General features: G+C 54.6%; 3 rRNA genes. All 3 read right to left on the reverse strand.

Features of this window, described 5'->3' with window-relative positions:
* Positions 1–8: 8 nt before the first annotated feature.
* A 5S ribosomal RNA gene (gene rrf, locus M2317_RS18300) occupies positions 9–125 on the reverse strand.
* A gap of 122 nt (positions 126–247) precedes the next feature.
* Positions 248–3,352: ribosomal RNA gene (locus tag M2317_RS18305) — 23S ribosomal RNA — on the reverse strand.
* A 372-nt stretch (positions 3,353–3,724) separates the two neighbouring features.
* Positions 3,725–5,251 (reverse strand): 16S ribosomal RNA (locus tag M2317_RS18310).
* Together the 16S, 23S and 5S rRNA genes form the textbook arrangement of a ribosomal RNA operon.
* Positions 5,252–5,510 lie beyond the last annotated feature (259 nt).

The following is a 5,510-nucleotide window of genomic DNA, read 5'->3' on the forward strand; positions in this document are numbered from 1 at the left end:
CAGAAGAAGTCCGGCGGTGTCCTACTCTCCCACAGGGTCCCCCCTGCAGTACCATCGGCGCTGTGAGGCTTAGCTTCCGGGTTCGGAATGTAACCGGGCGTTTCCCTCACGCTATGGCCGCCGAAACACTATTGATGTTTCAACTCAAAAACCTAAAGACACGCGTGGTGCCTGTTAGGGTTCTCGACCGTACATCGAGAACCACAAAGTGGACGCGTAGCAAATCAACCCATTGTTGATTCGAAGTGTTATCAAGTCATCGGCTTATTAGTACCAGTCAGCTGCATGCGTTGCCGCACTTCCACATCTGGCCTATCAACCCAGTAGTCTGGCTGGGAGCCTCTCACCCGAAGGTATGGAAGTCTCATCTTGAGGCCGGCTTCCCGCTTAGATGCTTTCAGCGGTTATCCATCCCGAACGTAGCTAATCAGCGGTGCTCCTGGCGGAACAACTGACACACCAGAGGTTCGTCCAACCCGGTCCTCTCGTACTAGGGTCAGATCCTCTCAAACTTCCTACGCGCGCAGCGGATAGGGACCGAACTGTCTCACGACGTTCTAAACCCAGCTCGCGTACCGCTTTAATGGGCGAACAGCCCAACCCTTGGGACCTACTCCAGCCCCAGGATGCGACGAGCCGACATCGAGGTGCCAAACCATGCCGTCGATATGGACTCTTGGGCAAGATCAGCCTGTTATCCCCGAGGTACCTTTTATCCGTTGAGCGACAGCGCTTCCACAAGCCACTGCCGGATCACTAGTCCCGACTTTCGTCCCTGCTCGACCTGTCAGTCTCACAGTCAAGCTCCCTTGTGCACTTACACTCGCCACCTGATTGCCAACCAGGTTGAGGGAACCTTTGGGCGCCTCCGTTACTTTTTGGGAGGCAACCGCCCCAGTTAAACTACCCACCAGGCACTGTCCCTGAACCGGATTACGGTCCGAAGTTAGATATCCAGAGTGACCAGAGTGGTATTTCAACAATGACTCCACATGAACTGGCGTCCACGCTTCAAAGTCTCCCACCTATCCTACACAAGCCACACCGAACACCAATACCAAGCTGTAGTAAAGGTCACGGGGTCTTTCCGTCCTGCTGCGCGTAACGAGCATCTTTACTCGTAATGCAATTTCGCCGAGTTCGCGGTTGAGACAGTTGGGAAGTCGTTACGCCATTCGTGCAGGTCGGAACTTACCCGACAAGGAATTTCGCTACCTTAGGATGGTTATAGTTACCACCGCCGTTTACTGGGGCTTAAATTCTCAGCTTCGCCTTGCGGCTAACCGGTCCTCTTAACCTTCCAGCACCGGGCAGGCGTCAGTCCGTATACATCGTCTTGCGACTTAGCACGGACCTGTGTTTTTAATAAACAGTCGCTACCCACTAGTCTCTGCGGCCTCCAAACGCTTTCGGAGCAAGTCCTAATACGTCGAAGGCCCCCCTTCTCCCGAAGTTACGGGGGCATTTTGCCGAGTTCCTTAACCACGATTCTCTCGATCTCCTTGGTATTCTCTACCTGACCACCTGAGTCGGTTTGGGGTACGGGCGGCTAGAACCTCGCGTCGATGCTTTTCTTGGCAGCATAGGATCATCCACTTTTTATCCGCATCGTGTCTCAGCCTGTATGAGTCACGGATTTGCCTATGACTCGGCCTACGCACTTGCACCAGGACAACCATCGCCTGGCTTGGACTACCTTCCTGCGTCACACCTGTTAATACGCTAGCCGCACCAGCACGGGGTCGTACGCTAGGCCCAGAGCGTCACCCCGAAGGGATCAGTCACTGGGATTCAGATACTTAGCACTACTGGATTAGCTTGGGCGGTTCTTCGCCGGTACGGGAATATCAACCCGTTGTCCATCGACTACGCCTGTCGGCCTCGCCTTAGGTCCCGACTTACCCAGGGAAGATTAGCTTGACCCTGGAACCCTTGGTCTTTCGGAGGACGTGTTTCTCACACGTCATTCGCTACTCATGCCTGCATTCTCACTCGTGTAGCCTCCACGGCTGGTTCACACCGCCGCTTCGCTGGCCACACGACGCTCTCCTACCCATCAATACGGCTGGACCACGAAGGCCTACCAAAAATATCAATGCCACAACTTCGGTGGCGTGCTTGAGCCCCGTTACATTGTCGGCGCGGAATCACTTGACCAGTGAGCTATTACGCACTCTTTCAAGGGTGGCTGCTTCTAAGCCAACCTCCTGGTTGTCAAAGCAACTCCACATCCTTTCCCACTTAGCACGCGCTTAGGGACCTTAGATGGTGGTCTGGGTTGTTTCCCTCTCGACTATGAAGCTTATCCCCCACAGTCTCACTGCTGCGCTCTCACTTACCGGCATTCGGAGTTTGGCTGACGTCAGTAACCTTGTAGGGCCCATCGGCCATCCAGTAGCTCTACCTCCGGCAAGAAACACGCAACGCTGCACCTAAATGCATTTCGGAGAGAACCAGCTATCACGAAGTTTGATTGGCCTTTCACCCCTATCCACAGCTCATCCCCTCAGTTTTCAACCTAAGTGGGTTCGGCCCTCCACGACGTCTTACCGTCGCTTCAGCCTGGCCATGGATAGATCACTTCGCTTCGGGTCTAGGACATGCGACTGAATCGCCCTATTCAGACTCGCTTTCGCTACGACTACCCCACACGGGTTAACCTCGCCACATATCGCTAACTCGCAGGCTCATTCTTCAAAAGGCACGCTGTCACCCCTACTAAGGAGGCTCCAACGGTTTGTAAGCAAACGGTTTCAGGTACTATTTCACTCCCCTCCCGGGGTACTTTTCACCTTTCCCTCACGGTACTTGTCCGCTATCGGTCATCTGGGAGTATTTAGGCTTATCAGGTGGTCCTGACAGATTCACACGGGATTTCACGGGCCCCGTGCTACTTGGGATCCTCTCCACGCCAGAACACATGTTTCGACTACGGGGCTGGCACCCACTATGGCCCGCCTTTCAAGACGGTTCGTCTACACGCTTCTGTAACGCCACCAATTCGGCAGAACTGGTAGGAAAGTCCCACAACCCCGAACATGCAACTCCTGCCGGATATCACACACACTCGGTTTAGCCTCATCCGCTTTCGCTCGCCACTACTCACGGAATCACATGTTGTTTTCTCTTCCTGTGGGTACTGAGATGTTTCACTTCCCCACGTTCCCTCTACCCGCCCTATATATTCAGGCGGGAGTCACTAGGTCGGCACGCCGCCCAGCGGGGTTTCCCCATTCGGACACCCTCGGATCAAAACTTGCTTATCAGTTCCCCGAGGCTTATCGCAGATTGCTACGTCCTTCTTCGGCTCCAGATGCCAAGGCATCCACCGTTTGCTCTTAAAGACTTGAAATCACATGAGTTCGAATCGTCAAAAAATTGACTAATGATCTTTAAGATCATCTTCATGAACCAACCCGAAGGTCGGTCCAAAGATGCTCGCGTCCACTGTGTAGTTCTCAAAGTACGGGCGGTACCCCTCACGCAACCCCAACCGGGGAAACGACAAGAGGCCCAGAGGATTCAGACAAAACGTCTGGCCCCTCAGGACCCAACAGCGTGCAGACACCAGACCCGCCGGCCCACCCTTCCAACTGCCGAAGCAGCGTACTAAGCAGAACCCTTGGTCCCGATGCCATGTCAAATGTTCCACCCATGAGCTCCCAGCGAAGAACGAACGTCCTCGATCTGGGTTCTGGACTCCGAAGAGTCAGATGCTCCTTAGAAAGGAGGTGATCCAGCCGCACCTTCCGGTACGGCTACCTTGTTACGACTTAGTCCTAATTACCGATCCCACCTTCGACAGCTCCCTCCCACAAGGGGTTAGGCCACCGGCTTCAGGTGTTACCGACTTTCATGACTTGACGGGCGGTGTGTACAAGACCCGGGAACGTATTCACCGCAGCGTTGCTGATCTGCGATTACTAGCGACTCCGACTTCATGAGGTCGAGTTGCAGACCTCAATCCGAACTGGGACCGGCTTTTTGGGATTCGCTCCACCTTACGGTATCGCAGCCCTTTGTACCGGCCATTGTAGCATGCGTGAAGCCCAAGACATAAGGGGCATGATGATTTGACGTCATCCCCACCTTCCTCCGAGTTGACCCCGGCAGTATCCCATGAGTTCCCACCATTACGTGCTGGCAACATAGAACGAGGGTTGCGCTCGTTGCGGGACTTAACCCAACATCTCACGACACGAGCTGACGACAACCATGCACCACCTGTTCACGAGTGTCCAAAGAGTTGACCATTTCTGGCCCGTTCTCGTGTATGTCAAGCCTTGGTAAGGTTCTTCGCGTTGCATCGAATTAATCCGCATGCTCCGCCGCTTGTGCGGGTCCCCGTCAATTCCTTTGAGTTTTAGCCTTGCGGCCGTACTCCCCAGGCGGGGAACTTAATGCGTTAGCTGCGTCACGGAATCCGTGGAAAGGACCCCACAACTAGTTCCCAACGTTTACGGGGTGGACTACCAGGGTATCTAAGCCTGTTTGCTCCCCACCCTTTCGCTCCTCAGCGTCAGTTACGGCCCAGAGATCTGCCTTCGCCATCGGTGTTCCTCCTGATATCTGCGCATTCCACCGCTACACCAGGAATTCCAATCTCCCCTACCGCACTCTAGTCTGCCCGTACCCACTGCAGGCTGGAGGTTGAGCCTCCAGTTTTCACAGCAGACGCGACAGACCGCCTACGAGCTCTTTACGCCCAATAATTCCGGATAACGCTTGCGCCCTACGTATTACCGCGGCTGCTGGCACGTAGTTAGCCGGCGCTTTTTCTGCAGGTACCGTCACTCTCGCTTCTTCCCTGCTAAAAGAGGTTTACAACCCGAAGGCCGTCATCCCTCACGCGGCGTTGCTGCATCAGGCTTCCGCCCATTGTGCAATATTCCCCACTGCTGCCTCCCGTAGGAGTCTGGGCCGTGTCTCAGTCCCAGTGTGGCCGGTCACCCTCTCAGGCCGGCTACCCGTCGACGCCTTGGTGAGCCATTACCTCACCAACAAGCTGATAGGCCGCGAGCCCATCCCAGACCGAAAAATCTTTCCAAACGTCGACCATGCGGTCACGTCTCATATCCAGTATTAGACGCCGTTTCCAGCGCTTATCCCAGAGTCCGGGGCAGGTTGCTCACGTGTTACTCACCCGTTCGCCACTGATCCACAAGAGCAAGCTCCTGCTTCACCGTTCGACTTGCATGTGTTAAGCACGCCGCCAGCGTTCATCCTGAGCCAGGATCAAACTCTCCGTAAAAAAGAAATGCATACCAACACGGGGAAAACCGCGCCAGCAGCGAGTTTGAAACTGACCAAAGAGACAAAATCAACTGACTTCATCCGAATGCCAACCCCCAAAGAGGCTGGTCTTTGATCCAAAGGAATTCTCACCCCCACCGAAATGGAGACGAGGATAATTTGGCATTTGACAAGTGCACGCTGTTGAGTTCTCAAGGATCAGACGCTCCCCCGACCCAGCCTCACGACCAGGCCCGAAGGGCAACTTCTCTATCTTA

Origin of the sequence: Microbacterium sp. ZKA21 (genome assembly GCF_050434165.1) — a bacterium.
GTDB lineage: Bacteria > Actinomycetota > Actinomycetes > Actinomycetales > Microbacteriaceae > Microbacterium.